The organism is Herbaspirillum sp. Sphag64, from assembly GCF_014192645.1.
GTDB lineage: Bacteria > Pseudomonadota > Gammaproteobacteria > Burkholderiales > Burkholderiaceae_D > Herbaspirillum.
In genome coordinates, this window is the sequence record NZ_JACHYE010000001.1 from 732,536 (window position 1) to 757,389 (window position 24,854).

The 24,854-nt window shown below is 51.7% G+C and carries 25 protein-coding genes; 18 read left to right on the forward strand and 7 right to left on the reverse strand.

Features of this window, described 5'->3' with window-relative positions; translation table 11 throughout:
- Positions 1 to 38: 38 nt before the first annotated feature.
- The 9 genes from FHW66_RS03245 (at position 39) to FHW66_RS03285 (ending at position 10,236) form a co-directional block, all read left to right on the forward strand.
- Positions 39 to 1,763 carry a glycosyltransferase family 39 protein gene (locus tag FHW66_RS03245; RefSeq protein ID WP_183378252.1) on the forward strand — a complete coding sequence of 575 codons (1,725 nt, stop codon included), beginning with the start codon at positions 39 to 41 and terminating at the stop codon, positions 1,761 to 1,763.
- Entirely contained in the window at positions 1,760 to 2,131 is a 372-nt protein-coding gene (locus tag FHW66_RS03250; protein WP_183378253.1) for a 4-amino-4-deoxy-L-arabinose transferase, read from the forward strand. The genes FHW66_RS03245 and FHW66_RS03250 overlap by 4 nt, the downstream gene beginning before the upstream one ends.
- 134 nt (positions 2,132 to 2,265) lie before the next feature.
- The gene (locus FHW66_RS03255; protein WP_183378254.1) at positions 2,266 to 3,393 is read left to right on the forward strand and encodes a DegT/DnrJ/EryC1/StrS aminotransferase family protein; all 1,128 of its coding nucleotides are present in this window, start codon (positions 2,266 to 2,268) and stop codon (positions 3,391 to 3,393) included.
- A gap of 116 nt (positions 3,394 to 3,509) precedes the next feature.
- A complete protein-coding gene (locus tag FHW66_RS03260) occupies positions 3,510 to 4,466 on the forward strand; it encodes a glycosyltransferase (RefSeq protein WP_183378255.1) in 957 nt (318 codons plus the stop codon).
- The gene (locus FHW66_RS03265; protein WP_183378256.1) at positions 4,463 to 5,380 is read left to right on the forward strand and encodes a formyltransferase; all 918 of its coding nucleotides are present in this window, start codon (positions 4,463 to 4,465) and stop codon (positions 5,378 to 5,380) included. The genes FHW66_RS03260 and FHW66_RS03265 overlap by 4 nt, the downstream gene beginning before the upstream one ends.
- Positions 5,381 to 5,401: 21 nt before the next feature.
- Complete coding sequence (locus tag FHW66_RS03270; protein WP_183378257.1) at positions 5,402 to 6,457, forward strand: bifunctional UDP-4-keto-pentose/UDP-xylose synthase; 1,056 nt, start codon at positions 5,402 to 5,404, stop codon at positions 6,455 to 6,457.
- A 192-nt stretch (positions 6,458 to 6,649) separates the two neighbouring features.
- Positions 6,650 to 7,594: a polysaccharide deacetylase family protein gene (locus FHW66_RS03275; RefSeq protein ID WP_183378259.1), complete on the forward strand. Its 945-nt coding sequence runs from the start codon at positions 6,650 to 6,652 to the stop codon at positions 7,592 to 7,594.
- 72 nt (positions 7,595 to 7,666) lie between these two features.
- Positions 7,667 to 8,146: a peroxiredoxin gene (locus FHW66_RS03280; protein WP_183378260.1), complete on the forward strand. Its 480-nt coding sequence runs from the start codon at positions 7,667 to 7,669 to the stop codon at positions 8,144 to 8,146.
- Between the two features lie 410 nt (positions 8,147 to 8,556).
- Positions 8,557 to 10,236 carry a PhoH family protein gene (locus FHW66_RS03285; RefSeq protein ID WP_183378262.1) on the forward strand — a complete coding sequence of 560 codons (1,680 nt, stop codon included), beginning with the start codon at positions 8,557 to 8,559 and terminating at the stop codon, positions 10,234 to 10,236.
- 83 nt (positions 10,237 to 10,319) lie between these two features.
- Here FHW66_RS03285 and FHW66_RS03290 read toward each other — a convergent pair whose 3' ends face one another.
- The 7 genes from FHW66_RS03290 to rpsF all read right to left on the reverse strand — a co-directional run bounded on the left by FHW66_RS03290 (position 10,320) and on the right by rpsF (position 15,224).
- Positions 10,320 to 11,327 (reverse strand): inorganic phosphate transporter, encoded by a 1,008-nt coding sequence (locus tag FHW66_RS03290; protein ID WP_183378263.1) that lies wholly within the window; start codon positions 11,325 to 11,327, stop codon positions 10,320 to 10,322.
- A 45-nt stretch (positions 11,328 to 11,372) separates the two neighbouring features.
- Positions 11,373 to 11,999 carry a DUF47 domain-containing protein gene (locus tag FHW66_RS03295; RefSeq protein WP_183378264.1) on the reverse strand — a complete coding sequence of 209 codons (627 nt, stop codon included), beginning with the start codon at positions 11,997 to 11,999 and terminating at the stop codon, positions 11,373 to 11,375.
- A 106-nt stretch (positions 12,000 to 12,105) separates the two neighbouring features.
- Positions 12,106 to 13,512 (reverse strand): replicative DNA helicase, encoded by a 1,407-nt coding sequence (locus FHW66_RS03300; protein ID WP_183378266.1) that lies wholly within the window; start codon positions 13,510 to 13,512, stop codon positions 12,106 to 12,108.
- Between the two features lie 197 nt (positions 13,513 to 13,709).
- Positions 13,710 to 14,162: a 50S ribosomal protein L9 gene (gene rplI / locus FHW66_RS03305; protein ID WP_183378268.1), complete on the reverse strand. Its 453-nt coding sequence runs from the start codon at positions 14,160 to 14,162 to the stop codon at positions 13,710 to 13,712.
- A 26-nt stretch (positions 14,163 to 14,188) separates the two neighbouring features.
- Positions 14,189 to 14,473 carry a 30S ribosomal protein S18 gene (gene rpsR, locus FHW66_RS03310; RefSeq protein ID WP_007882558.1) on the reverse strand — a complete coding sequence of 95 codons (285 nt, stop codon included), beginning with the start codon at positions 14,471 to 14,473 and terminating at the stop codon, positions 14,189 to 14,191.
- 34 nt (positions 14,474 to 14,507) lie between these two features.
- Positions 14,508 to 14,801 carry a primosomal replication protein N gene (priB, locus tag FHW66_RS03315; RefSeq protein WP_183378269.1) on the reverse strand — a complete coding sequence of 98 codons (294 nt, stop codon included), beginning with the start codon at positions 14,799 to 14,801 and terminating at the stop codon, positions 14,508 to 14,510.
- 54 nt (positions 14,802 to 14,855) lie between these two features.
- The gene (gene rpsF, locus FHW66_RS03320) at positions 14,856 to 15,224 is read right to left on the reverse strand and encodes a 30S ribosomal protein S6 (protein ID WP_183378271.1); all 369 of its coding nucleotides are present in this window, start codon (positions 15,222 to 15,224) and stop codon (positions 14,856 to 14,858) included.
- 256 nt (positions 15,225 to 15,480) lie between these two features.
- Here rpsF and lexA point away from each other — a divergent pair, with 256 nt between their 5' ends.
- From lexA to FHW66_RS03365, 9 genes are all read left to right on the forward strand, one after another.
- On the forward strand, positions 15,481 to 16,128 hold the full coding sequence (gene lexA, locus FHW66_RS03325; RefSeq protein ID WP_183378272.1) for a transcriptional repressor LexA: 648 nt from the start codon (positions 15,481 to 15,483) through the stop codon (positions 16,126 to 16,128).
- Positions 16,129 to 16,323: 195 nt separating this feature from the next.
- Positions 16,324 to 18,300: a tetratricopeptide repeat protein gene (locus tag FHW66_RS03330; protein ID WP_183378273.1), complete on the forward strand. Its 1,977-nt coding sequence runs from the start codon at positions 16,324 to 16,326 to the stop codon at positions 18,298 to 18,300.
- A gap of 313 nt (positions 18,301 to 18,613) precedes the next feature.
- Positions 18,614 to 19,702 carry a flagellin gene (locus FHW66_RS03335; RefSeq protein WP_183378274.1) on the forward strand — a complete coding sequence of 363 codons (1,089 nt, stop codon included), beginning with the start codon at positions 18,614 to 18,616 and terminating at the stop codon, positions 19,700 to 19,702.
- A 78-nt stretch (positions 19,703 to 19,780) separates the two neighbouring features.
- On the forward strand, positions 19,781 to 20,149 hold the full coding sequence (locus tag FHW66_RS03340; protein WP_183378275.1) for a flagellar protein FlaG: 369 nt from the start codon (positions 19,781 to 19,783) through the stop codon (positions 20,147 to 20,149).
- A gap of 235 nt (positions 20,150 to 20,384) precedes the next feature.
- Positions 20,385 to 22,490, forward strand: coding sequence for a flagellar filament capping protein FliD (fliD, locus tag FHW66_RS03345; protein WP_183378276.1), 2,106 nt, complete (start codon positions 20,385 to 20,387; stop codon positions 22,488 to 22,490).
- Between the two features lie 25 nt (positions 22,491 to 22,515).
- Positions 22,516 to 22,941: a flagellar export chaperone FliS gene (gene fliS / locus FHW66_RS03350; RefSeq protein WP_183378277.1), complete on the forward strand. Its 426-nt coding sequence runs from the start codon at positions 22,516 to 22,518 to the stop codon at positions 22,939 to 22,941.
- A gap of 59 nt (positions 22,942 to 23,000) precedes the next feature.
- The gene (locus FHW66_RS03355) at positions 23,001 to 23,339 is read left to right on the forward strand and encodes a flagellar protein FliT (protein ID WP_370543392.1); all 339 of its coding nucleotides are present in this window, start codon (positions 23,001 to 23,003) and stop codon (positions 23,337 to 23,339) included.
- A 2-nt stretch (positions 23,340 to 23,341) separates the two neighbouring features.
- Positions 23,342 to 24,514, forward strand: a complete 1,173-nt coding sequence (locus FHW66_RS03360; protein ID WP_183378279.1) for a flagellar hook-length control protein FliK — start codon at positions 23,342 to 23,344, stop codon at positions 24,512 to 24,514.
- Positions 24,501 to 24,788: an EscU/YscU/HrcU family type III secretion system export apparatus switch protein gene (locus FHW66_RS03365; RefSeq protein WP_183378280.1), complete on the forward strand. Its 288-nt coding sequence runs from the start codon at positions 24,501 to 24,503 to the stop codon at positions 24,786 to 24,788. Before FHW66_RS03360 ends, FHW66_RS03365 begins: the two co-directional genes overlap by 14 nt.
- Positions 24,789 to 24,854: the final 66 nt, after the last annotated feature.

Here is a 24,854-nt window from a genome sequence, read left to right on the forward strand (position 1 = left end):
GAATCACCGCTGAACTACTGCTCAAGGAAATCGCCGCGATGCGAGAACTCTACAAATCCAAGGCGTTCGTCTGGACGCTACTTATTCTGTTCCTGCTGATCTGGTTTTACATGCTGGGGGCGCGCACGCTGGTCCCAACTGATGAGGGCCGGTATGCCGAAATGGCACGTGAAATGGTTGCCACCCACGACTGGATCACACCACGCCTGAATGCAATCAAGTATTTCGAAAAGCCGCCTCTGCAAACCTGGATGAATGCCATCACGTTCGAACTGTTCGGGCTCGGTGAATGGCAGGCGCGCCTGTGGACCGGTCTGAGCGCACTGTTTGGTATTGCATTGGTGGCCTACACCGGTCGCCGCGTGTTCAATGAACGCGTTGGCTTCTATGCACCAGTGGTTCTGGCATCCAGTCTATTCTGGGCAGCCATGGGGCACATCAATACACTCGACATGGGTCTGGCTGGAATGATGACCTTGAGCATCTGTGCACTGTTGCTGGCGCAACGCACTGACGCCAATCGCGCCGAGCAACGTAACTGGATGCTGCTGTGCTGGGCCGGCATGGCACTCGCGGTGCTCTCCAAGGGACTTATCGGCATTGTTCTTCCCGGTGCTGTATTAGTGCTTTACACGCTCTTTTCACGCGATTGGGGCATCTGGAAACGACTGCACCTAATTAAGGGATTGATCCTGTTTTTCGTCATCACTGTGCCTTGGTTTTTGCTGGTCTCGATGCGCAATCCAGAGTTTGCTCAGTTCTTTTTCATTCACGAACATTTCCAGCGTTTTACCACCAAAATACATAGCCGTACCGGCCCATGGTATTACTTCATTCCCATTCTGCTGTTAGGCATCCTGCCCTGGCTTGGTGTGTTTGCGCAGAGTCTGTGGGGTGCGCTGCGCGAAGATCGTAGCGGTGCCGGTAACTTTACCAGCCTCAGCGAAGGTCGCTTTCAGCCGCGCAAGATGCTGCTGATCTGGTCAGTGTTCATTTTTGTCTTTTTCAGCATTTCTGACTCGAAGCTACCGTCGTATATTCTACCAATATTCCCGACGCTGGCATTGCTGATTGCCTGCCATCTGGAGAGTAGTTCGTCCAAAGCACTGGTCTGGTCGGCATCGCTGCTGGCAATCCCTTGCGCAATTTCCCTGGCCTTCATTCCGCGCGTACCACTGTTGGCCAGGGATGCGTATTCCCTGCCATTGGTGAGCGCACACGTACCATGGATTTACGCCGCTGCCATCACCGCCTTTATTGGTGCCGTACTGGCGATCCGTCTGGCTCGCAGGGAGCGTGATCTGGCGGTTGTGACCCTGGCTGCCGGTGCATTCATTGCCGGACAATTGTTAATGTTGGGTCATGAACCTCAGGGACGCTATTCGGCGGGCGTCAATCATGTCCCTGCAATTGAGGCAGAGCTGACACCAGATACGCCAATATTCCTGGTCGGACTCTATGAACAGGCGTTGCCGTTTTACCTGCAACGGACCATGACACTGGTTCGCCATGCAGATGAAATGGAATTTGGCCTGAAGCAGGAACCACAGTTATGGATCCCGACTGTCGATGCGTTTGTCAAACGCTGGGAAGCAGATCATCATGCCGGCATCAAGGATATCGCCATCATTGATCCTTCGATCTATGCAGACTTGGCACAGCAAGGCGTGCCAATGCGAGTGATCGGCCAGGACCCACGACGTGTCATCGTCGCCAACGACCCCACAACGCCCCTTTTCGACAAGAAGAAGACAGCACCATGAATCTCGCGACCTTCGGTTTTATTTTCACGGGTATTTGCCTTAATGCCATCGCGCAATTATTGCTGAAGGCAGGCACCAATGCGGTTGGTGCAATTCATCTGACCGCCGACAACTGGTTTGCCACTGCAATCAAGCTGGCAACCCAGTTGCCAATTATCGGCGGACTGACTTGCTATGTCGTTTCGGTCGGCGTCTGGATCATCGGCCTGTCACGGGTTGACGTCACCATCGCCTATCCACTGTTGTCGCTGGGCTATATCATCAACGCTGTCGGTGCCTGGTATTTTCTGGGTGAGGCCGTCTCGGCACAACGACTGCTGGCCATCGCCGTCATTATTGTTGGCGTCATTCTGTTGACCAGAAGCTGAGCATGAGATTCCAGCAGGAGTTCACCCCCCCCTCGCAATAGTCACATGCCCATTGGCTGATTTACAATACGTGCCGTTATGCCCGCAGCAGTTACGAGATGTTGCGGCTTTTTTACAATAACCGTGAGCGTTTCATGACACAGCCCCTGCCGTTTCTGCCATTTTCAAAGCCTACCATTGACGAACCAACCATCGCCGCGGTTGCTGACGTATTACGTTCTGGATGGATCACCAGCGGTCCCAAGGTACAGGCATTTGAAAAGACCCTGTCAGATTACCTCGGACAACGATTGGTGCGCACCTTCAATTCGGGCACCTGCACCATGGAAATTGCACTACGTATAGCTGGCATTGGCGCAGGCGACGAAGTGATTACGACGCCGATTTCATGGGTTGCTACAGCCAACGTCATCATTGAAACCGGCGCAACCCCGGTGTTTGCAGATATCGATCCAGTCACACGCAACATTGATTTAGACAAGCTGGAAGCGGCGATCACACCTCGTACAAAAGCTGTGATCCCGGTCTACCTGTCCGGACTTCCTGTGGACATGGATCGTCTGTATGCGATCGCACGCAAGCACAATCTGCGTGTCATCGAAGATGCCGCGCAAGCGCTTGGTTCCAGCTGGAACGGAAAACGTATCGGTTCATTCGGTGACTTTGTATCCTTCAGCTTCCAGGCAAACAAGAACATTACTAGTTCCGAGGGTGGCTGTCTGGTAGTCAACGATGCTGACGAAGCAAAACTGGCTGAAAAATATCGGCTGCAAGGCGTCACCCGTACCGGATTCGATGGTCTGGAAGTCGACGTGTTGGGCGGCAAGTTCAACATGACCGATGTCTCAGCAGCGATCGGTCTCGGACAATTCGCCCATATCGATGCCATTACCGAGAAGCGACGCAGCCTGGCGCGTCACTATTTTGAACAGTTTGGCAGCGACTTCGAAGCCACCACGGGTGCGCAATTGCCAGTCGCCGATTTTGCAAACTCCAATTGGCACATGTTCCAGCTGGTACTGCCAGAACGCATCACCCGCGCTGATTTCATGGAAAAAATGATGGAACGCCAAATTGGCATCGGATATCACTATCCGCCGATTCATCTGCTGAAACTGTATCGTGATCGCGGCTTCCGTGAAGGCATGTTCCCCTTCGCCGAACGCGTAGGTCGTCGTATTGTGTCGTTGCCGATGTTTAACGCAATGGACAAACAGGATGTGGAGCGTGCAGTTGCCGCGGTAAAATCCGTGCTGGCTTGATTGCTCAGAACATAGCAGAATGACAATTCATGCCTCAGTCTCGCGACTGGTACGTGTCTTGCATGCCTGTATGATAAACATGCTTCACTAAAATAAATTCTATATCCCAGGCCTTGATGAAACCAGAACTCTCCGTCGTCATCCCCGTCTACAACGAGCAATCGGGTCTTGCCAAGCTATTTGCACGGCTGTACCCGGCCCTCGATGCGCTAGGAATCACGTACGAAATCATCTACGTCAATGATGGCAGCCGAGACCAGTCTGCGGCACTCTTGGCCGATCAATATCGCGCGCGCCCCGATGTCACCCGGGTTGTCCTGTTCAATGGCAACTATGGCCAGCACATGGCGATTCTGGCTGGCTTCAATGCCACGCGCGGTGATATCGTTGTTACCCTCGACGCCGACCTGCAAAATCCGCCGGAAGAAATTGGCAACCTGGTCACCAAGATGCGAGAAGGCTATGACTACGTAGGATCAATCCGCCGTCAGCGCCAGGATTCCGCCTGGCGCACATGGGCCTCCAAGGCAATGAATCGCCTGCGTGAAAAACTGACCCATATCAAGATGACCGATCAGGGCAATATGCTGCGCGCCTATGGCCGCAATGTGATTGACCTGATCAATCAGTGTCGCGAAGTCAACACCTTCGTGCCGGCGCTGGCCTATACCTTCGCCCGCAATCCAACCGAAATCATTGTGGAACACGAGGAGCGCTCGGCTGGCGAATCGAAATATTCGCTTTACAGCTTGATTCGCCTCAATTTCGACCTGATCACCGGCTTCTCACTGATGCCTCTACAATTTTTTTCGCTATTAGGAATGATGTTGTCGGTAGCATCCGCTGCCTTGTTCATCCTGATGGTAGTACGGCGCTTTGTTCTGGGTGCCGAAGTGCAAGGGGTCTTCACGCTGTTTGCGATCACTTTTTTCCTGATCGGCGTGATTCTGTTCGGTATTGGTCTGCTGGGTGAATATATCGGCAGAATCTATCTTCAAGTCCGGGCCCGTCCCCGCTATGTGGTGCAGGCGATCCTCGAACAATCTTCCGAAGAAAGTCAGAACAACGCATGAACGCAGTCGTCTTTGCCTATCATGACGTCGGAGTGCGCTGTCTGAAAGTGCTGCTGGCGCGCGGCGTCAAGGTAGAACTTGTCGTCACGCATCAAGACAATCCGACGGAAAATATCTGGTTTGGCTCGGTGGCTAGTGTCTGTCGCGAATACGGCATCAATTTCATCACACCTGAAGATCCAAAATCGCCGTCCCTGCAGGCGCAGGTTGCCGCAGTAAAGCCAGATTTCATTTTCAGTTTTTACTATCGACACATGCTGCCGGTTGATTTGCTGGCGATAGCGCGTCATGGCGCCTACAACATGCATGGTTCGCTCCTGCCGAAATACCGTGGCCGAGTACCAATCAACTGGGCCGTCTTGCATGGCGAGACCGAAACCGGAGCTACCCTGCATGAGATGGCAGCCAAGCCTGACGCCGGAGCGATTATTGCGCAAACGGCAGTGCCAATCCTTCCCGACGATACGGCCTACGAAGTATTCGGCAAAGTAGTCGTTGCTGCAGAGCAAACTTTATGGAACGCACTTCCACTGATGCTGGCAGGTCAGACGCCACGGCTGCCCAATGACTTGAGTCAGGGCAGCTATTTTGGTGGCCGCAAGCCCGAAGATGGTCGCCTTGACTGGAAAAAGCCCGCTCAATACGTGCATAATCTGGTACGCACGGTGGCTCCCCCCTATCCGGGAGCTTTCGAAGAAATTTCAGGTGATAAAATCACAGTAACCAAAACGCGGTTGCTTGACGAGTCGGTTCGTACCAAACTGGTCAGAGCACACGGCGCGCAGGAAAAGTTTTTTGATGGTGGCCATCTTTATGCACGCTGTGGCGATGGCAACTACCTGGAAATACTGAGTATCCAGATCAATGATCAGGATGCTTCTCTTAATAATTATCTGAAATACATGGCCGTCTAAGGTCGTCTACCAATACCTATCATGAAAAAAGTCCTTATTCTCGGCGTCAACGGCTTCATCGGCCATCATCTGTCCAAACGCATTCTGGAAACCACTGACTGGCACGTCTATGGCATGGACATGATGACTGACCGCATCACTGACATTCTGGAAAATGAGGCTTACAAGTCGCGCATGCACTTCTTCGAAGGTGACATCACGATCAACAAGGAATGGGTGGAGTATCACGTCAAGAAGTGCGACGTCATCCTGCCACTGGTTGCCATTGCGACACCGTCGACCTACGTCAACAAGCCGCTGCGTGTATTTGAGCTGGATTTCGAAGCCAATCTGCCGATCGTCCGCTCCGCCGCCAAGTATGGCAAGCATCTGGTGTTCCCTTCCACTTCCGAAGTCTATGGCATGTGCCACGACGATGAATTCGATTCCGAAGAATCTGAATTGATCTGTGGCCCGATCAACAAGCCACGCTGGATTTATTCCTGCGCCAAGCAATTGATGGATCGCGTGATCTGGGGTTACGGCATGGAAGACAATCTCAATTTCACCCTGTTCCGCCCATTCAACTGGATCGGTGCCGGGCTGGATTCCATCCATACGCCGAAGGAAGGTAGCTCTCGCGTGGTCACCCAGTTCTTTGGGCATATCGTACGCGGTGAAAATATTTCTCTGGTAGATGGCGGTCAGCAAAAACGTGCTTTCACCTACATTGACGATGGTATCGATGCATTGATGAAGATTATTGCCAACGAAGGTGGCGTTGCGTCCGGCAAAATCTACAACATCGGCAATCCAACCAACAATTACTCGATCCGTGACCTGGCCGACATGATGCTCAAACTGGCAGCCGAATATCCTGAGTACGCTGAATCGGCAAAACAGGTCAAACTGGTTGAAACCACGTCGACCGCCTACTATGGCAAGGGTTATCAGGATGTTCAAAACCGCGTTCCCAAGATCACCAACACCTGTGAAGAACTGAACTGGAAGCCTACCTTCACCATGGCAGACACGCTGCGTAACATTTTTGACGCCTACCGTGGTCAAGTAGCGCAGGCGCGCGCACTGGTTGACTAAGCCTTGCGCAAGCGAGACTGATGAAAATGCGCTCTTTGGAGCGCATTTTTCATTTGGACGGCGACAATCGATACGCGCCGCAGAAAATCGGTTTATCGCGCGCGCCTTTCATGCAACAATTTATGCCATCGATCATTTGATGGAGGCACTCCTCACCGAAGAGCCTCCTTCACCCAAAGAAAGTACGCAAACTTGCCTCAGATCACGCTAAAAATAGACGCCGATACCTACCGCGGCACCCGCCAGGGTGTACCCAATCTGGTTCAGCAGCTGCTGCGACATGGCGCCAATGCGACCTTCCTGTTTTCGCTTGGACCGGACCACACTGGCTGGGCCCTTAAGCAAGTATTTCGGCCGGGTTTCTTCAGCAAGGTCTCACGCACCTCGGTCGTCGAACATTACGGCCTGAAAACCCTGATGTACGGCACGTTGTTACCTGCCCCGGATATCGGCAAGACCTGCGGTGACTTTATGCGCGCGGCGCGTGACGCCGGTTTCGAATGTGGCATACACACCTGGGATCATCGCGTCTGGCAAGACCACGTCCGCGCGCGAGACGCTGCATGGACGCAAAATATCATGCAGCGCTCGTATGCACGTTTTCGCGAGATTTTTGGACACGATCCGGTCACGCATGGTGCCGCCGGCTGGCAAATGAACGAACATGCATTTGTCCAACTCGATAAATTTGGCATCACATACTCCTCCGACGGCCGTGCGCTACTCAAAGAAGATGGCACACTCGCAGACCCGGCAGCCGGTCCACATCGACTTGGTACCAATGGCAGCACCTTGTCATGTGTACAACTGCCGACCACACTTCCTACGCTCGACGAGATCCTGGGAAGAGAAATCAACGGCAAGCTTATTGATGCCAGCAATGCTGCCGCGTTTTTGCTTGCGCTGACCAAGCAGCAGCCTCGGGACCATGTATTCACCCTGCACGCTGAACTTGAAGGGCAGAAACTGGCCCCCATATTCGAGCAGCTGTTACTGGGCTGGCGCGCCCAAGGTTACGAACTGGTATCAATGGGAGAGTACTTTCAGAGCATAGAAGGACAGCTTCTGCCAGTCCTTCCGATTACCTGGGGCGAATTACCAGGACGCTCTGGGGATTTGATCCTGCAAGCCGCATAACGTGTCCCTGGACGATATCCCAGGCACGAGACGCAATTCCAAATTTGATTAAGTAGACTAAGGGGCACTATTTTGACTGACGAAACTCCATCCATCCTCAACAAGATCGTGCCTGAATTTTCTGCAGAGATGACCGGCGGCAAGACCTTCTCGTTGTCAGCGTACAGCGGCAAGAATCTGGTACTGTATTTTTACCCCAAAGACAATACGCCCGGCTGTACCACCGAAGGTATTCAGTTCCGCGATGCCTATCCACAATTTCAGAAACACAATACGGAAATCTTTGGTATCAGCCGGGATAGCCTGAAGTCACACGAAGGCTTCAAAGCCAAACTTGACCTGCCCTTCGAACTGATCACTGATCCTGACGAAACCGTGTGCATCATGTTCGATGTCATGAAGATGAAAAACATGTATGGCAAGAAAGTAAGAGGCGTCGAACGCAGCACGTTTGTGATTGACGGATCAGGCAAATTGGTGAAAGAATGGCGTGGAGTGAAGGTCGCTTCTCATGTCGAAGAGGTGCTCAGTTTCGTGAAAACGATTGCTTAAGAAGTTCTGCTGCTCAGGTTTCACCGTGTTGTGAAATCTTGGCCTGGTGACAATGCCTGTGATGAAATTGTGGCGTTCCACAAGATCGAATTAACGATTTCATCCATCGCATGCAAACCAGCCGAAAGATGTAGTCAATGTAGACAAGCCTTTGAATTCAAATAAAAAACCGTTTCCTGGAAGCCGTTTTTGGATCAGGTCCCGAACCTGCCAAAACGGCTTTTTTACTTTGCATTTCAATGCTTCCACTAACCAAGCCCTCCTCTCCCATGGCTCACTGCAGTTCAATGCAGGCGCCTGTCCCGAGAAGGGTTTGCTTAGCGGCGGTTGTACTTCGTTGTTGCTCCTCCTGCAGTCCCAGTTCGCTCTGACAAAGCGGCATTTTTTCTCCATTCATATCCGAGGTTCTGATGCCCCTGCCCAAACTGCCGAGTAAACCAGCCACCTTGTTAGCACCCAAGGATTATCCCAAGGCCGAACGCAGTAAAACTGTCAAACCCCATATCGCTTTAGTTGAAGTTGCCGCACCTGCCTTACCCGTTACAGTCGCAAAAGCGCAACCTGCCGTGACCGAACCCAGCGCCAGAATCACTGGCAAAAGCTCGGCCGAAAAAACGCGCCCCGCCCCCAAGGCAAGCGAATCACGCGCAAAATCGACGATCAGTCGCACCGCCGACAAGCTCGGCGTCACGAAGCTGTTCGTGCTCGATACCAATGTGCTGATGCATGATCCGACCTCGCTGTTCCGTTTCGAAGAACATGACATCTACTTGCCGATGATCACGCTCGAAGAACTGGATAACCACAAGAAGGGCATGTCAGAAGTCGCACGGAATGCGCGCCAGATTTCGCGCTCGCTCGATGCATTGGTCAGTGATATTGCCGAGGACGCCATCGACAGCGGCATTCCACTGTCAAAACTTGGCAATAAGGATGCCAAAGGACGGCTTTTCTTCCAGACCAAGCTCCAAAATGCCAAGCTGCCGGAAGGACTGCCAGAGGGTAAGGCCGACAATCAGATTCTCGGCGTGGTACGTGCGCTGGACCAGCAGTATCCTGAGCGCCCGGTCGTACTGGTGTCGAAAGACATCAACATGCGCCTCAAGGCACGCGCCATCGGTTTGCCGGCAGAAGATTATTTCAACGATCATGTCCTGGAAGATACCGACCTCCTTTACTCAGGTATTCATCAGTTACCGGACGATTTCTGGAACAAGCATGGCAAAGGCATGGAGTCATGGCAAGAGAGTCGCCACGGCACCAGCTATACCTATTATCGGGTCACCGGGCCGCACGTCCCGGCCCTGCTGGTAAACCAGTTTGTGTTTATCGAACCGAAGAATGGCGAACCAGCATTCTATGGACAGGTGACCCAGATCAACGGCAAGACCGCCGTTCTGCAAACCCTGCGCGATTACGGCCACAGCAAGAACAGTGTCTGGGGGATTACTGCCCGCAACCGCGAGCAGAACTTTGCACTGAATCTGTTGATGAATCCGGAGTGTGATTTCGTCACCCTGTTAGGTCAGGCGGGTACCGGAAAAACCTTGCTGGCGCTCGCTGCTGGCCTGGCACAGGTGCTCGAAACGAAGACCTACAACGAAATTATCGTCACCCGTGTTACCGTACCAGTCGGTGAAGATATCGGCTTCCTGCCGGGTACCGAGGAAGAGAAGATGGGTCCGTGGATGGGCGCCTTCGATGACAATCTGGAGGTACTCAATAAATCCGATGGTGACGCTGGTGAATGGGGCCGTGCGGCCACGCAAGATCTGATTCGTTCACGCATCAAGATCAAGTCGCTCAACTTCATGCGCGGCCGTACTTTTGTCAATAAATTCCTGATCATCGATGAAGCGCAGAACCTCACACCAAAACAGATGAAAACCTTGGTGACACGGGCCGGTCCGGGAACCAAGATTATCTGTCTCGGTAATATCGCTCAGATTGATACCCCTTACCTGACCGAAGGTTCCAGCGGTCTGACCTACGTAGTTGATCGTTTCAAAGGCTGGTCACATAGTGGTCACGTGACACTGGCACGCGGCGAACGCTCACGACTGGCAGATCACGCAAGTGACGTGCTGTAGCATTACTTCTGTTTCAACTTTGCCAACAAAAAAGCCACCTCACGGTGGCTTTTTCTTACCCATAGAAAACGCATAGAAATGACTTAGAACACGTGTGCGCCAACCCACCAGGCAACCGCTGCCACAAAAGCAGAAGCGGGAATGGTAAATATCCAGGCCCAGACGATATCGCTGGCGACACCCCAACGGACGGCGGACATTCTTTGCGAAGCACCGACACCAACGATAGCACCTGTGATCGTGTGCGTTGTTGAGACCGGCACTCCCATGGCAGTCGCAATGAACAGGGTGATCGCGCCACCTGTTTCCGCACAGAATCCACCTACCGGTTTTAATTTGGTAATCTTCTGACCCATTGTCTTCACGATACGCCAGCCACCAAACAAGGTACCCAGACTGATGGCGCAATAGCAGCTGATGATGACCCACATCGGCGGGCTGTCTGGTCCAGCATTGCCGGATGCTATCAGTAACATCCAGATGATGCCGATCGTCTTTTGCGCGTCATTACCACCATGCCCGAGGCTGTACATGGAAGCTGACAGCAACTGCGCGCGGCGGAACCAGCTGTCTACCTTGCGCGGCGTTGATCGGACAAATATCCACGAAACCAGCAGCATCATCAGCGAGCCCAAGATAAAGCCAAGCAGGGGTGACAGCACGATGAACAGGATGGTCTTGATCAGCCCGGAAGCAACCAGCGATCCGGTTCCCGCCTTTGCCACCGCAGCGCCCACCAGGCCTCCAATGAGTGCATGTGACGACGATGATGGAATACCGTAGTACCAAGTGACCAGATTCCAGAAAATCGCCCCAATGAGCGCCCCGAAGACCACCACGTGATCAACGATGGCAGGATCAATCGTACCCTTGCCAACCGAAGCCGCCACATGTAACTGGTGGAAAACAAAGACCGCTGCGAGATTAAAGAAGGCAGCCATCGCAACTGCTGTCTGGGGCCGCAACACACCTGTCGATACGACCGTGGCAATGGCGTTCGCGGCATCATGAAAACCATTCATGAAGTCGAATATCAGCGCCAGCGCGATCAGGAAGATCAGAATGTTGAGACTTATTTGTACTGTATGCATGAATAAACCGTTGTCTTGAAAAACATCTGCAACCTGATCCTGAGATCAGGCGTTTTCGACGATGATGCCTTCGATGATGTTGGCGACGTCTTCACAGCGATCGGTCACAGTCTCCAAGATTTCATAAATAGCCTTGAGCTTGATCAGGTTTCGCACATCAGGCTCGTCACGGAACAACTTGGACATGGCCGCACGCATGACATGATCGGCATCCGACTCGAGGCGATCGATTTCTGCACAGATGGTCAGGATCTGGCGCGAATTATCCATGTTGTGCAGCAGACCAACGGCCGCCTTGACCTTCTCGGCACAGGCCAGACAAAGTTCTGCCAACCTCTTGGCCTCAGGAGTGATGGCCTTGATGTCATACAGAGAAATAGTCTGGGCAGCGTCTTCAAGCAGATCCAGAATGTCATCCATGCGCGTGATCAACTGATGAATGTCATCGCGATCGAGAGGCGTGATGAAGGTCTTGTGCAACAGATCGATCGCATTATGCGTGATCTTGTCGGCCTGCTTTTCCAGCGTTTCAATCGCATGAACGCGGATTTCTAGGTCGTCGAAATTGGTCATCAAACCAACCATTTCCTTGGCACATTTCACACCGAGTTCAGCGTGCTGATTGAAAAGATCAAAAAATTTGCCCTCGGTGGGCATCAGGCGTCCAAACATGTTTCACTCTCTTATGAATAATGAATTCTTTTACGACACAACACTGCACCAACCAGATTGCACAGTATTGAGTTTCCCCGATACGCAGGGCCGTGAATCGGTTACGTCAATCACCACCATACGGTGAAGCCAGACTACCAACGTAATTGTCGTACTTCGTAAATTGACCCAGGAATGCCAGTCGAATGCTGCCGATTGGACCGTTACGCTGCTTACCGATGATGATTTCTGCGGTGCCCTTGTCGGGCGAATCAGGATTGTAGACTTCGTCACGATAAATGAACAAAATCACGTCCGCATCCTGCTCAATAGCACCCGATTCCCGCAAGTCCGACATCACGGGACGTTTATTGGGACGTTGCTCGAGTGCACGATTGAGCTGAGACAGTGCGATGACAGGGCAATGCAACTCTTTGGCAAGCCCCTTCAAACTACGTGAAATTTCCGAAATTTCAGAAGCACGATTTTCGCCACTGCTACCACCGCCGTTACCGGACATAAGCTGCAAATAGTCGATGATAATCAGACCTAACTTGCCACACTGACGGGCCAAGCGCCTCGCACGAGCGCGCAATTCGATCGGACTTAGCGCAGGAGTTTCATCAATGTAAAACTGCGCATCGTTCATTTTTTGAATTGCATGGGTCAGACGGGGCCAATCTTCATCGATCAGACGACCAGTACGCAAACGATGCTGATCCAAACGTCCAACCGAGCCCAGCATACGCATGGCCAACTGTGCGCCCCCCATTTCCATGGAGAACACAGCAACCGGTAAGCCACTGTCAATAGCAACGTTTTCGCCGATATTGATCGAAAATGCCGTCTTACCCATCGAGGGGCGACCTGCCACAATGATCAGATCGCCTGGCTGCAAGCCCGACGTCATCTTGTCCAGATCGATGAAGCCAGTAGGTACGCCGGTGATATCGCTGGTACTGTCGCGATTGTAGAGTTCGTCAATTCGCTCCACCACCTGCGTGAGCAACGGCTGGATTTCCATGAACCCCTGAGAACCACGCGAGCCCTCTTCCGCAATGGCAAAGATCTTGGATTCTGCCTCGTCAAGCATTTGCTTGACGTTCTTGCCCTGTGGATTGAAAGCATTGCCAGAAATCTCATCGGACACCGTGATGAGCTTGCGCAAAATACCGCGGTCGCGAACGATCTCGGCATAACGCCGGATATTTGCCGCAGACGGCGTATTTTGCGCCAGGGCATTCAGATAGCTCAGACCACCAACCTCTTCGGCCTTGCCGCTGGTGGACATGGCTTCATAGACGGTAATCACGTCGGCAGGCTTGGTTTCATTGATCAGCTTGACGATATGCTGAAAAATGATGCGGTGATCATAACGATAAAAATCTTCGGCACTAACAAAGTCAGCGATCCGGTCCCATGCCGCATTGTCAAGCAACAGACCACCAAGCACGGATTGCTCTGCCTCGATGGAATGAGGGGGAACTCGAAGAGATTCTATCTGTGGGTCGGGAGAAGCGTTCATGGCGCGCATTATACCTGCTAAGAGTTAAGGCTTCAGGAGCGCTGGGGAATATAAACTTGGCGAAAAACCAGAAACAGCAGCTAGCTTCAAGCTAAATTATTTCGAAACCACTATTTAAGAAATTTGAATATATTTAAAAACTACAACAAAAAAGCCAGGCGAACCCGGCTTTTTTGTTGTTCAAGATGAACAGCTCAGCGCATCAATTATGCGTGATCGCCCACCACAGCAATGGTCACATCAACGACGACGTCGGTATGCAACGCTACCGAAACAGCGTGCTCGCCAACAATCTTCAATGGACCTTGCGGCAAACGAACCTGTGCTTTTTCGACTGGGAAACCTTGCTTTGCCAACGCATCAGCGATGTCAAAGTTGGTAACCGAACCGAACAGACGGCCATCAACGCCAGATTTCTGCGAAATTTGAACGGTCAGACCGCTCAGCTTTTCGCCTTGCGCTTGCGCTGCTGCCAGCTTTTCGGCTGCAGCTTTTTCCAGTTCTGCGCGCTTGGCTTCGAACTCGGCGATTGCAGTTGCAGTAGCACGACGTGCCATGCGTTGTGGAATCAGGAAGTTACGTGCGTAACCGTCTTTAACACGGACGACTTCGCCCAGGCTGCCGAGATTAACGACTTTTTCCAACAGAATGACTTGCATGTTTTTCTCCTATATCTCGTCGTCAATTACGCGTTGTGCAGATCAGTGTATGGCAGCAACGCGAGGTAGCGTGCGCGCTTGATCGCCGTATCGACTTGACGCTGATAGTGTGCCTTGGTGCCGGTCAGACGTGCTGGCATGATCTTGCCGTTTTCCTGAACGAAGTCCTTCAGCGTGTCGACATCCTTGTAGTCAACTTGCTCAACACCTGCGGCGGTGAAACGGCAGAACTTCTTGCGCTTGAACAGCGGATTTTGCTGTTGGCGCTTTTGCTTCAATTTGCTTTTATCGAACTTTTTACCGAATGCCATTTTGCGGCTCCTGATATATGAAAATTGGGTGGTTCTAAACTACGGAATCAAAATCAACGATGTGAAACACAAGGCCTTTGCTGTTGCGATTCCTGCGCGCTACGAAACCAGTAAATCTGAACATCCCACCGAGACTGGCCTGGTTTAGTCTTCCTGAAATTTCTCCTGCGGCGAACGCAGTCATTTCAAATTCGACCAACCTTTTGATCCCGGCTTCAGTTTGCTCCGACTGGTGGTGCAGCTTGGCTGTCACTACCGGAATGCCTGCCGGGGTATAACGAATAACGTCACGCTCGGCAATGCTGGCAACAAACTGGAACTGATTCACATTTTCTGGTGTTAATTAACGCTGGTATCTCGCAAATTCAGCTCAGCACAGCGATTAGGCTGCTGGTGCTTCTGCGCGATTGCTCTTTGCTGCATCTTCCTTCTGAACAGCCTTCAGGATTGGCGAAGGACCAGTTTCGGCCTTCTTCATCTTGACTGTCAGGTGACGCAGAACGGCATCATTGAATTTGAAGCCAGTTTCGATTTCGGCCAGTGTTTCGCCGTCAACTTCGATATTCAGGCAGACGTAGTGCGCTTTAGCCAGCTTCTGGATTTGGTAAGCCAGTTGGCGACGACCCCAATCTTCGACACGGTGAACTTTGCCGCCGCGTGCAGTAACGATGCCCTTGTAACGCTCGATCATCGCAGGAACTTGCTCGCTTTGGTCCGGATGGACGATAAATACGATTTCATAATGACGCATGTAGACTCCTTTATGGACTGATTAACAAATCGCCCACCTCGGCGTCAAGACGAGTGTGGGAAGAGGAAAGCCCGCAACTATATTACAAAAAAGCGAAAACCTCAATACATTCAGGACTTTGCATGACATCCTGCGCCACACTAGATCACATTTTTCCGCCTGGTGACAACCTCGGCGCCAATTGACACTGAAGGATAACTGTATAAAAATACAGACTGTGCATGCACCCAGCATGTCTTTAATACCGAAAGCCTCCATGCTCAAACTGACCGCTCGCCAGGAACAGATATTAAATCTGATCAAAGACGCTATCGAAAACACTGGCTTTCCACCGACACGAGCAGAAATCGCCAGCGAGCTTGGCTTCCGTTCTGCCAATGCAGCTGAAGAACATTTACAGGCACTGGCACGCAAAGGTGCTATTGAAATTTCGCCCGGCACGTCGCGCGGCATTCGACTGCGCGAGCATATACAGGCAGCAGGCAATCGACAAATGGCACTACCCCACCCTGCATTGATGCAACTCTCGTTGCCATTGGTTGGCCGCGTCGCAGCAGGCTCTCCCATCTTGGCGCAGGAGCACATTGAGAGTAATTACACTGTCGATCCAGCCCTGTTCTCGGCCAAACCTGATTACTTGCTGAAGGTACGAGGCATGTCGATGCGTGATGCAGGAATTCTGGATGGCGATTTGCTGGCCGTCAAAAAGACTGACCAGGCGCATAACGGCCAAATTGTAGTAGCCAGACTGGGAGACGACGTTACCGTGAAACGCTATCGCAAAACCGGCACAATTATTGAACTATTGCCCGAGAACAATGATTTCAGCGTTATCCAGGTCACTGAAGAAGACAATTTTGCACTCGAAGGCCTAGCCGTGGGCCTACTGAGAAGCTGGAACTAAAGCGACTCAACCCAACGCAGCTCCCTACAGCATTTTTACTCAGCCCGCCGAATTGCGGGCTTTTTTGCGTCTGTTTGAACAATTAAATGCAAGATTGAAGCATATGATAGGCGCAGATTATCGTAGTCAACATGCAAACAGCTTAGAACCTGCCAACAGCACAACAGGCATCTTCCCCACAGTTAAGGATTTTTCATGTCAACGCGTAGTAGCCAGAAATCAGTTAAAAAAAATCCCGATCATCACCTTAAAGACCTACTTGCTGTAAGGGAATGTCTGTCACTTCTGGAAGATCATAAAATCGCCGAGGCCAGAGAACTCTGCTCTCAAGTATTGAAACGGTCCCCCAAACTCGTATTTGCCAATCATGCATTGGGCCTGATCCTGATGTACGAAAACGATTATGCACAAGCGGAAGCCGCCTTTCGGAAGGCCATCATTGCAGACCCAGATAACGCAGAATACCTTTCCAATCTGGCAACATCCTTACTAAAACAAGAACGCATTGAAGAGTCAATCAAGCTATTCGAACAAGCTCTGGCAATCAATCCAGAAAACAAAGATGCCCGAATTGGACTGGCCAATGCCTTGCACGAAAAAAATGATCCAGAAGCATCGATTGCTTATTTTGAAGATGCTGCCAAACGTGCGCCAGATGCCCCTGGCCCATTGTCACATCTGGGCAAAGCGCTGATTGACGCCAAGCGTTACAAGGAAGCTGTCTCGGTGCTGCTCAAAGCGCTTGAGATTCAAATTAATTTTGCACCAGCACACACCAATCTCGGCATTGCATTTCAGGAAATGAATATGCTGGACGATGCACTGGAGTGCCACAAGACCTCGCTACTACTCGATCCTACGGATATTTACGCACAGAACAAGATCGCTGACACCTATATCAAGCTCAAGAAATATGATGCAGCTCATGAGCATTATCGACGCATTATTGAGCTCGCCCCCAAGGATCCGAACAGCTACACCAAACTAGGCTCAAGCTACTTTGCAACCGAGGATCGCTATGAGGAAGCGATGGCGCTGTTCCAAAAGGCTCTGGACATTGCCCCACAACACGCACTGACACTGAATAATATGGGCGCAGTCATGTATGACCATGGGGAAACAGTGGCGGCGCTCGAATACTTCCATCGTGCAATCGCGCTCAAACCAAACTATCTCACGGCCATTCACAACCTTGCGCTTGGGCAACTACTCGCTGGAAACTTCGTCGAGGGTTGGGCCAATCACGAGAGTCGCCTTAAAGTCAAAGAACGTAGCTATGTGTATACGGTTATTCATAAGCTATTTTCCATCATTCCGAAATGGGATGGCATTGCCTCACTGGAGGGAAAATACATTCTCTTGATGCACGAGCAGGGTTTCGGGGACAGTATCCAGTTCGTGCGCTACGTGCATGCATTACTCGCACGTGGAGCACGCGTAGCGCTGCACGTCAAAGAACCACTTGCACGTCTGTTCCGAAGCGTTTCCGATCAGGTCACCCTGGTCAGGGAAACCGACCCCCTGCCCAAATGCGACTACGCCTATGTGCTCATGAGCCTGCCGTATGCCCTGAGCACCAATCGCGTGGAAGACATCCCTGCTTACCCATCTTATCTTCATGCTGAGCAATCAGACCGCGATCAGTGGGCACAAAAACTTGATCAATTGGCACCTGAGCGCAACCATCTGCGAGTCGGCTTTGTTTGGGCCGGCAATCCGGAGCATGGCAATGATCGACGCAGATCGATTCCCCTGAAGACTTTTTCCAGTCTCTTCAGCCTTCCAGGCATCGAATTCTTTTCTCTGCAAAAAGGCGGTCCGGTCAGCGAGCTGAAAGACTTCCCCTCCGAATTACCGATGCACAACATTGGTGAGCAATTCACGGATTTCGCCGATACGGCAGCTGCAATTGAGAATCTCGATCTGGTCATCAGCGTTGATACTTCAGTGGTTCACCTTGCGGGCGCACTCGGTGCGCCGACATGGACGTTGCTGGCACACACGCCTGACTGGCGCTGGCTCAATGACAGGGAAGACTCTCCGTGGTATCCCAGCATGCGCCTGCTGAGGCAAGAGAGCCCAGGAGATTGGGCAGGTGTATTAAAGCGGGTAGCGGCAGCGCTTGAAGTAATGCGTGACACCAAACTGAAGTCTCAGCAGACGCTTCATTGATTTTCGAAATATGTCTTTTTATCAACTATTGATTACGGATGGTCTCGATCTGAATACCTGACGGCAATTATTGCAAGATTCACCACTAAAGTTTTCCCGAATCAGGTCGAAATATGAATTGCTTGACGTATGGAAGCACGCGGTTTTAGGTCGGACAGCATTGGAAAAAATTTTTTGCAAAAAACATTAAACTTTTTCCGATACCGTCCGATAAAGCAAATAACAGCGGTTTGAACGCCTGAGGCTTTAGGTAAAAACCAAAGTTAAGCACTGAAACTCGGATTTATCGGCCTCAAATCTTAGGAGAATTAATATGGCATCAGTCATCAATACCAATATTGCCTCGGTTAATACGCAGCGCAACCTCAATACGTCGCAATCGTCCCTGAATACGTCGATTCAACGTTTGTCTTCGGGCCTGCGCGTCAATAGCGCAAAGGACGATGCTGCAGGCTTGGCAATTGCTGACCGCATGAACGCTCAGGTCAAGGGCCTGGCAGTTGCGCAACGTAACGCCAACGACGGTATCTCCCTGGCGCAAACTGCTGAAGGCGCTTTGAGCACCGTCACCGACAACCTGCAACGTATGCGTGAACTGGCAGTGCAAGCATCGAACGGCTCCAACAGCGCCGCCGACCGCAAGACACTGAACGACGAATACAAGCAATTGTCGAACGAAGTCTTCCGCGTGCTGAACGGTACTAACTTCAACGGTCAAAACCTGTTCAGCGGTATCGGTTCTGGCGCGAGCGCAGGTATCGGTTCCGATCCAGCAAACGTTTCTGCTTCGCTGACACTGACTTTCCAAGTTGGCGCCAACGTTGTGGACAACAAGCTGAACGACCAGATCAGCATCTCGCTGTCAGATCTGTCCAACGATCAAACCATTTCCAAGGTGATCGGTACCAGCGCGCACGGTCTGATCGGCCTGGGTGACACCACTGAGGTAGATGCAGCGCAAGTTACCTACACGTCCGCCAAAGCATCACTGGACCAACTGTTCGCAACTGGCTCCGCACTGAGCTCGACCGCTCTGGCATCGTCAGCCGTTCTGTTGCAACAGGCCGTCGACAGCGCCAAACTGACCTTGGACGCAGCAATTGCTGATCCAATGGCACAAAGCGATGCACAAAAGGCGATCAAGAACCTGGATCAAGCGATCAACGTGATCTCCTCGAAGCGTGCCGAATTCGGTGCAGTACAAAACCGCTTCAGCGCTGTTATCAGCAACTTGCAGATTTCGAGCGAAAACATCACCGCGTCGCGCAGCCGTATCATGGATACCGACTACGCGTCCGAAACCGCAAACCTCACACGTTCGCAGATTCTGCAACAAGCAGGTACAGCAATGCTCTCGCAAGCCAACACGGCTCCGCAAAGCGTGCTGTCTCTGTTGAAATAGTCTTAAGAGCTCTGTAGGATGATGTGCGGGGGATATCATTGTATTCTCCGCACATTCCTTTACTGAAGGAGTAATAGTATGTCGATTTCCCCTCTCAACATTACCGCAGCAGGCGACTCTGGTGCTTATGCCCCGATCCAGCCTGCCAACAGGCCCGATCCAGTGGTATCGACAGTTGCACCGGTAGCAGACCCTCAATTCCAGAATTCCAGCGAAAATTCGAGTGACAAGGACGTCGCCAATGCGGTTGATAAGCTCAACGACTTCGCCCGACAAAACGCGTCCGACCTGGATTTCTCGCAAGACAAGGAAACAGGCAAGACCATTGTCAGGGTTGTTGATACAGCAACTGATACGGTGATTCGTCAAATTCCGAGCGAAGAAGCCATTGCCATTGCCAAGTCGATTGACAAGATGCAAGGTGTATTGATTAACCACAAAGCCTGAGTCTGGTACGAACTATTGGGACCTTGATATCTTCATGCGCAATGCTTATTTGTTGCGCATGAGCTGTATTGTCGCGATAGTTCATAACAGATTTTCTCCTTTGCGAAGCACCCCCAACCCAAGCCAGGAGTTATTATCTCGGGTTTGATACCCAACTTAGCTGCTAAATGATGCGCCAACTACTTGGAAGAGCAACATTGCATTTGGCTAAAGCGCATCGCATTCAGGAGCATTTATGAGTACCTCCACCGGTACAATTACATCATCCGCCGGACCGCTCGACGTTCAATCGCTCGTTGGCAAGATCATGAGCGCGGAAGGTACTGCACTTGAGCCCCTGAATAAGCAAGCCTCCAGTTATAACAGCCTGATCTCTGCCTACGGCGGTTTGAAAAGTGCAATCTCCACTTACCAGACAGCACTCAATGGGCTGTCGGCAAACAGTTTTGGCGCACAAAAGGCAACCGTAGCCAATAATGGCGCAACTGGTACCCCCACTACGGATCCACTGACGGCTGATGTCACGCCGGATGACTCAACCAAAGCGTTGCCACAAAAATTGCAGACTGGCGCTTTTCCACCGACTGCGAGCTTCAAAGCAGGCGATTCGCTAGCGATCAAAGTTGGAAATAACCCCCCAAAATTTCTGACACTGCATAGCAATCAGAATCTGACAGGATTGCGCGACGCCATCAACGATGGTTCGCTCGGCGTGAGCGCGACGATCGTTGCTGGTAAAACTGGCGATCACCTGGTCATCACATCAAATACGGCCGGCTCTGCCGGGGCTGTGAAAATTCAGGCCAATAACAGTCTGATTCCACTCTCCTATGACTCCGCTACACCAGCTGCCAATGGCCTGCTTCAGACGCAAGGCCCACGCGATGCCAGCACAGCTGCATCTGGCACCTACACTGTTGCCATTTCACAACTGGCTCAGGCGCAAAAAATCACCTCGGCATCCTTCCCTGATGGTGCGATGTTTGATACCGGCGTCCTGGCCATCAAGACTGGCAAGGGTTCGACAAACATCATTCATCCGACCTCAAACAGCCTGTCGGGTATCCGTGATGCCATCAATGCAGCTGACACCGGCGTAACAGCAACCATTGTTGGTGGCGAGAATGCACAACACCTTGTGATCACGGCCAATGAACCGGGCCTTGAAAATACGATTCGCGTCACAGGGACTGGCAGCTACTCAGCATTGAATTTTGACCCGAGCGGAAACTACACCTCGGCCGGCATTACCCTAGGCCAGACGTTCGACGGGAACGCAGGCGACCTGAGTTTGAATATCAACGGCACGACGACGTCGGTTCCGTTGAGTGGCGAGAATATGAGCTTGGCTGATGTACGTGATGCCATCAATAAATCCGGTTCTGGAGTGACAGCAACCATCAGCAATGATGGCACGCAGGATCATCTGGTTTTGGCAGGGACCGGGAAAAATGCCAGCAGTCCAGTATCGGTAAGGGGAACTGGTGATTTCGCCGACTTCAGCGGCACCAGCATGGGACAATTGAGTGCTGCCAAAGATGCCAAACTGAGTATTGATGGCGTAGCCGTTTCCAGCGCATCGAACAAGGTTCTCAATGCGATCCCGGGAGTGACATTAAATCTGACCAAGGTCACCACCGATTCCGACAACGTCACCTTGACGGTCGGCAACGACACTAGTGGATTGTCCAAGACAGCAGATACTTTCGTCTCCGCCTACAACACCTTGGTCAAGGCGGCCACCGACATGACCAAGCAATCACCGGCCACTGAGCTGGGCAAGGAAGGCAAGTCGGGGCCACTGGCCAGTGAAACTGCCGTCCAAAGCATGCTTTCGCAGCTGCGTAATGCCCTCTTTACCCCGGTATCAGGAGGCAAAGGCATTGCGACTTTGTCAGATGTCGGGATCAGCGTGCAAAAAGATGGCACCTTATCGGTCGATGCCGCCAAGTTGAGCGCGGCTGCAAACAAGAATTTTGCCGGTGTCACCAATTTGTTCACGGCGGGCGCGACTACCAATCCTGATGGCACACTAGCTACACCACCCGCGGACGCAGGCAAGAGCGATGACATCAAGGACAAAGGGGTATTGACCCGTTTGAAATCGCTGGTCAACGGCTTTGTGACAGATGGCGGTATCATTGATACCAAAACCAAAGGCTTGCAAGCTAGTCTGCGTGTCAATAGTGACCGTCAGGCAGCAATCAACCGACGATTAAGCACAATGCAAGATTCCTATACGAATCAGTTCAACAAGCTTAATGGCACACTTTCCAGTATGGCAACAACACAGAGTTATTTAACGCAACAGTTGGCAAGTCTTCAGAAGTCGAACCAATAGTTAATATCGAGCACGGGAGAAAAAAATGTTCGGGACTACGCAAAGCGGTGCCAATGCCTACGCCAATATTGGCGTTGAAACCGGTGTACTGGCAGCGAATCCGCACAAGCTGATCACGATGCTGTTCGATGGCGCGCTTGTCGCGATTGCCCTAGGGCAAAAGTACATGAAGGATGGTGATATCAAGAACAAGGGTGAGTCAATCACCAAGGCGATCCTGATTATTGAGAGTGGATTACGTGCCAGCCTGAACAAGAACGTCGGCGGCGAAATTGCACTTAACCTCGATGCGCTCTATGACTACATAGGGCGCCGCCTGTTTGCTGCCAATCTCGAGAATTCACAGGAGATTCTGGAGGAGGTGCACGGTCTTTTAAGCGACCTGCGCGGCGCCTGGGAAGCCATCGGCCCCGAGGTGGACGCCATGTCGCGGGCTCAAGCAGCAGCCTGATTCACGCACAGGCAGTGTGAACTGAGAACCTCTGATAACAAGTTATACGAAAGCAAAAAATGATGGATGGAGCCGAAGTCATTTCCCTCTATGAATCCGTTGCCGACCTGACCGATCAGATGCTTGCAGCTGCACGCGAGGAAGACTGGAACCTCTTGTCAAAACTGGAAGCGGACTGCGCTCATGTAGTAGGAGTCCTTAAAGAGACAGAGGGGGCTGTTACACTGACAGATGACCGTCGCGAGCGCAAAGTCAAAATACTCAAAAAAATTCTGGCGGATGACAGAGACATTCGCAATCTCACCGATCCCGGCCTGAAAAAACTTGCAGCCCTGATCCATAACACCAGTACCGAACGCAAAATTGCCAGCGCCTACGGTGTCAATCCGCGAGGCTGATAATGATTCCTCGGGCCGACATTACCAATGCCGTCCAGCCCATCGCCAGCGTTGACGCTCCAGCCGCCATTGTGGCGGTTGCCGATGCCAAGCAGGAAGCGTTCAGTCGCCTGGTTCAGATTGCCATTGGCCAGCAGTTACAGGGTAAAGTTCTATCAACATATAACGATGGCAGCTATCTAGTACGTATCGCCAACACGGCTGCTCGTATGGTTTTGCCCACGGCCACGCGTGCCGGAGACTCACTATTGCTGACAATGGTGAGCAAAGATCCTCGCCCCACTTTCCTTTTAACTGAAACAATTCCTGGCGAAGAGGAAAGTAGTTCGGTATCGCTCAGTGCGGCCGGGCGCAAGATGGAAAAGGAGTTACAGACATCGACCACCGGCGCCGAGCGCTCAGCAACAACAGTCGATGGCCGTAACACACTTGTACCTGAGACTGACGACAAAACACCTCAAACAGCACCACAAAGCAGACAGGAAAGCGCACCGGCAACCCTGAGCTCAGCAGGTAAACTAATCGATGCAATTTTGCATACAGCTGACCCGAATCAAGCATCGAAGGCAATCGAATCATCGACCCCTTTGGTCAATACACCTGTCAACGCCTCGCAGTTAGCAAGCGCACTGCATGACACCATAAGCTTTAGCGGCACATTCTATGAGTCTCATGTGGCGGCATGGGCGGAAGGAAAACGCCCACTGGATCTCCTGCTAAAAGAGCCTCAGGCAGATTTAGGACGACAAGCACCGATCTCGACAGCAGATTTGCTTTCCAGCGCGGATCAGTCCCACAAACAGCTGGCAGAAATCATCAATATTCAATTGAACACACTGGAACAACATCGGATACTCTGGCATGGTGAAGTATGGCCCGGACAGCAAATGGAATGGGAAATAAGTCAGGAGCCTCCAGATTCACAGAGTCGTGCAGACCAGGAAGATAGCGCGACTGCTGCGTGGCATAGTGTTGTGAAATTTGAATTGGCGCATCTGGGTACAGTGTCTGCATCAATACGCCTGGTTGATAAACAAATTCATATGCAGGTGCGTACTGATAATGACAACTCCGCACGTCTGCTGCGCCGACACGGCAATCAACTTGCCGACAGCATGGCTGCTGCCGGCACGTCACTGGACTCACTGATTGTGAAGCACGATGGAGAATCCTAAACCGCGACTACAGAATGCAGTTGCTTTGGCATATAACACTAATCAGGCGGCCCCAGTTGTCGTTGCGAAGGGCAGCGGTCTGATAGCGGAGGCTATTATTTCGCGCGCCAGAGAGAGTGGCGTATTCGTGCATGAATCGAAAGAACTCGTCTCGCTGCTGATGCAGGTGGATCTGGACCAGCAAATCCCACCTGCTCTGTATCGTGCTGTAGCAGAGCTTTTGGCTTGGCTATATCGCATTGATAATATGCAATCAGAACGCAATGAGGTATGATCTTTCATTAAAGTAGGACAGCGACCTAACGAAGGATGAAGAACTCCCTTCTTTGAAATTTAGACG

Bases quoted from the DNA above. Each gene is read 5' to 3' on its own strand.
- FHW66_RS03250 (WP_183378253.1), top strand. From the start codon at position 1,760: ATGAATCTCGCGACCTTCGGTTTTATTTTCACGGGTATTTGCCTTAAT.
- FHW66_RS03270 (WP_183378257.1), top strand. From the start codon at position 5,402: ATGAAAAAAGTCCTTATTCTCGGCGTCAACGGCTTCATCGGCCATCAT.
- fliD (WP_183378276.1), top strand. From the start codon at position 20,385: ATGAGTACCTCCACCGGTACAATTACATCATCCGCCGGACCGCTCGAC.
- FHW66_RS03295 (WP_183378264.1), bottom strand. From the start codon at position 11,999: ATGTTTGGACGCCTGATGCCCACCGAGGGCAAATTTTTTGATCTTTTC.
- FHW66_RS03340 (WP_183378275.1), top strand. From the start codon at position 19,781: ATGTCGATTTCCCCTCTCAACATTACCGCAGCAGGCGACTCTGGTGCT.
- FHW66_RS03360 (WP_183378279.1), top strand. From the start codon at position 23,342: ATGATTCCTCGGGCCGACATTACCAATGCCGTCCAGCCCATCGCCAGC.
- lexA (WP_183378272.1), top strand. From the start codon at position 15,481: ATGCTCAAACTGACCGCTCGCCAGGAACAGATATTAAATCTGATCAAA.
- FHW66_RS03290 (WP_183378263.1), bottom strand. From the start codon at position 11,327: ATGCATACAGTACAAATAAGTCTCAACATTCTGATCTTCCTGATCGCG.
- rpsF (WP_183378271.1), bottom strand. From the start codon at position 15,224: ATGCGTCATTATGAAATCGTATTTATCGTCCATCCGGACCAAAGCGAG.
- FHW66_RS03300 (WP_183378266.1), bottom strand. From the start codon at position 13,512: ATGCGCGCCATGAACGCTTCTCCCGACCCACAGATAGAATCTCTTCGA.
- rpsR (WP_007882558.1), bottom strand. From the start codon at position 14,473: ATGGCATTCGGTAAAAAGTTCGATAAAAGCAAATTGAAGCAAAAGCGC.
- FHW66_RS03335 (WP_183378274.1), top strand. From the start codon at position 18,614: ATGGCATCAGTCATCAATACCAATATTGCCTCGGTTAATACGCAGCGC.
- fliS (WP_183378277.1), top strand. From the start codon at position 22,516: ATGTTCGGGACTACGCAAAGCGGTGCCAATGCCTACGCCAATATTGGC.
- FHW66_RS03285 (WP_183378262.1), top strand. From the start codon at position 8,557: ATGCCCCTGCCCAAACTGCCGAGTAAACCAGCCACCTTGTTAGCACCC.
- FHW66_RS03355 (WP_370543392.1), top strand. From the start codon at position 23,001: ATGATGGATGGAGCCGAAGTCATTTCCCTCTATGAATCCGTTGCCGAC.
- FHW66_RS03265 (WP_183378256.1), top strand. From the start codon at position 4,463: ATGAACGCAGTCGTCTTTGCCTATCATGACGTCGGAGTGCGCTGTCTG.
- FHW66_RS03245 (WP_183378252.1), top strand. From the start codon at position 39: ATGCGAGAACTCTACAAATCCAAGGCGTTCGTCTGGACGCTACTTATT.
- rplI (WP_183378268.1), bottom strand. From the start codon at position 14,162: ATGCAAGTCATTCTGTTGGAAAAAGTCGTTAATCTCGGCAGCCTGGGC.
- FHW66_RS03365 (WP_183378280.1), top strand. From the start codon at position 24,501: ATGGAGAATCCTAAACCGCGACTACAGAATGCAGTTGCTTTGGCATAT.
- FHW66_RS03330 (WP_183378273.1), top strand. From the start codon at position 16,324: ATGTCAACGCGTAGTAGCCAGAAATCAGTTAAAAAAAATCCCGATCAT.
- FHW66_RS03255 (WP_183378254.1), top strand. From the start codon at position 2,266: ATGACACAGCCCCTGCCGTTTCTGCCATTTTCAAAGCCTACCATTGAC.
- FHW66_RS03260 (WP_183378255.1), top strand. From the start codon at position 3,510: ATGAAACCAGAACTCTCCGTCGTCATCCCCGTCTACAACGAGCAATCG.